The following is a 2,091-nucleotide window of genomic DNA, read 5'->3' as shown; positions in this document are numbered from 1 at the left end:
GGGCTCTTCATCGGGCTCACSCATATCTAYCTGCCCTTCATGGTGCTGATGCTGGTCGCRGCRATCCGMAACGTGCCGCGCGACGTKGAATCGGCSGCSGCAACGCTSGGCTCSAGCCGTGCCCATGTCTTCATGGCGGTGACGCTGCCGCTCTCGGCGTCCGGTATCCTCGCCGGATCGATCCTCGTCTTCGTGCTGACGATCAGCGCGCTGGTGACGCCGCGCATGCTCGGCGGGCCGACCTAYMAGGTSATGGCGACGCTRATYTACGACGAATWCATGCAGCTTCTCGACTGGCCRAGCGGSTCGGCRCTSTCCTTCGCGCTGACCTTCATGGCGRTCGSSRTSATCTGGCTGTCGAGCCGRYTGACCAAGCGCTGGGCAGGGATGGCATGAGCGACGCAGCCGAGAACCGCCCCGGCTGGGGGCTTACCGCCACCGCCTTCACGGTCGTCGCCTTCCTGCAATTGCCGGTGATCGTCGTCGTGCTGGCAGCCTTCTCGACGACCTCTTACCTCACCATCCCACCGCAGGGGCTGACGCTCGCCTGGTTCGGCAAGGTGTTGAGCGACCCGAGCTATATCTCCGCCATCCGCATGAGCCTGATCCTGGCCTGCGGCTCGACGCTGATCTCGCTCGTGCTGGGCGTGGCCGCGGCCTATGCCCTGTTCCGCAAGGTGCTGCCGGGCTCTGAAGCTGTCACCTCGTTTCTGATGGCGCCATTGGTGATGCCGGCCGTTGTCGTCGGCGTCGCGCTCCTGCAGTTCTACAGTATGACCGGCCTGCGCGGCTCGCTCGTTGGCCTGCTGCTGGCCCATGTCGTCATCACCGTGCCCTATGTCGTCCGCTCGGCGCTGGCCAGCCTGTCGGGGCTTGATCTCGCCGTCGAGGAAGCCGCGCGGGTGCTCGGTGCCAGCGGCTTCGAGGCCTTCCGCCTGGTCACGCTGCCCTTGATCGCGCCGGGGCTGGTGGCGGGCGCGCTGTTCTCGTTCATCACCTCGCTCGACAACGTGCCGGTCACGATCTTCCTGATCAGCGCCAGCCAGACGACGCTGCCGGTGCTGATCTTCTCCTCGGTCGAGATGGGCATCGATCCCAGCGTCGCCGCCGTCTCGACGCTGCTGATCCTGGCCACCGGCATCGTGCTCCTCCTCGCCGAGCGCCGCTTCGGCTTCCACCGCTTCGTCTGAACGGAACCGTCATGCCGCTGACCTCCAAGGGTTTCCCGCTCTTCCTCACCTTCGACCTCGACGCCGAAACGATGTGGACTGGCCGCGACCCGGCCTATGCCGAGCGGCCGATCCTGATGTCSCAGGGCGCCTATGGCTGGAAGGTSGGYACCGGCCGCGTGCTCGATCTGCTCGATCGCTACGGCATCAAGGCGACCTTCTTCGTGCCGGGCCTGATCATCGACCAGCGCGAGGGGCTGATGGAGGAGATCCTGAAGCGCGGCCACGAGCTCGCCCATCACAGCTACAGCCACACCTGGATCCTCAACCTYTCGCCSGAGSAGGAGCGCGAGGAGATGGAGMRGGGCTTYCAGTCGATCAAGCGTGTCAGCGGCCGTGCGCCGCGCGGCTGGCGCTCGCCTGCGGCCGAGATCAGCCCGGTCACCATGCCGATGCTGGTCGAGTACGGCTTCGACTATTCCTCGAACTTCTTCGACGACGACTCGCCCTATCTCCACACGGTCGCGGGCGAGGAGACCAAGATCGTCGAATTGCCCTTCCGCTGGGTGCTCGATGACGCGCCCTTCTTCCAGTACTCGATCGTCCTGCCCGGCCGCACCATGCAAGCGCCGTCCGCCCTGCTCGAAGCCTGGAAGGGCGAGTTCGACGTGCTCTATGCCGAGGACCGGATGATGATGGTCGGCATGCACCCCGAGATGATCGGCCAGCCCTCGCGCATCAAGGCGCTGGAAGGGCTGATCGAGCACGCGCTGAAGCACCCCAATATCTGGATCGGCCGCTGCGACGAGATGGTCGACGACATGCGCCCCGGCCTCGAGACCGCCCGCGCGGAGGCGAGGCGGTGAGCGGGGCGCTCGCCGACCGGCGCGTCCTGATCACCGGCGCTGCCAAGGGCATCGGG

At 66.3% G+C, this 2,091-nt stretch carries 3 protein-coding genes; all 3 read left to right on the top strand.

What is annotated here, in order from left to right; translation table 11 throughout:
- On the top strand, nucleotides 1-396 hold a 396-nt coding region (locus AB4Y99_RS27290), incomplete at its 5' end, for an ABC transporter permease (RefSeq protein ID WP_441525546.1).
- Nucleotides 393-1,190, top strand: coding sequence for an ABC transporter permease (locus tag AB4Y99_RS27285; RefSeq protein WP_441525545.1), 798 nt, complete (start codon nucleotides 393-395; stop codon nucleotides 1,188-1,190). The genes AB4Y99_RS27290 and AB4Y99_RS27285, both read left to right, overlap by 4 nt.
- An 11-nt stretch (nucleotides 1,191-1,201) precedes the next feature.
- Complete coding sequence (locus AB4Y99_RS27280; protein ID WP_441525544.1) at nucleotides 1,202-2,035, top strand: polysaccharide deacetylase family protein; 834 nt, start codon at nucleotides 1,202-1,204, stop codon at nucleotides 2,033-2,035.
- Nucleotides 2,036-2,091: the final 56 nt, after the last annotated feature.

It is taken from the genome of Allobosea sp. TAB14, assembly GCF_052113865.1.
In the GTDB taxonomy this organism is placed as follows: Bacteria; Pseudomonadota; Alphaproteobacteria; order Rhizobiales; family Beijerinckiaceae; genus Allobosea; species Allobosea spartocytisi.
The sequence above is the reverse complement of the archived record's forward strand: the minus strand, read 5'-3'. Positions and strand labels throughout refer to the sequence as shown.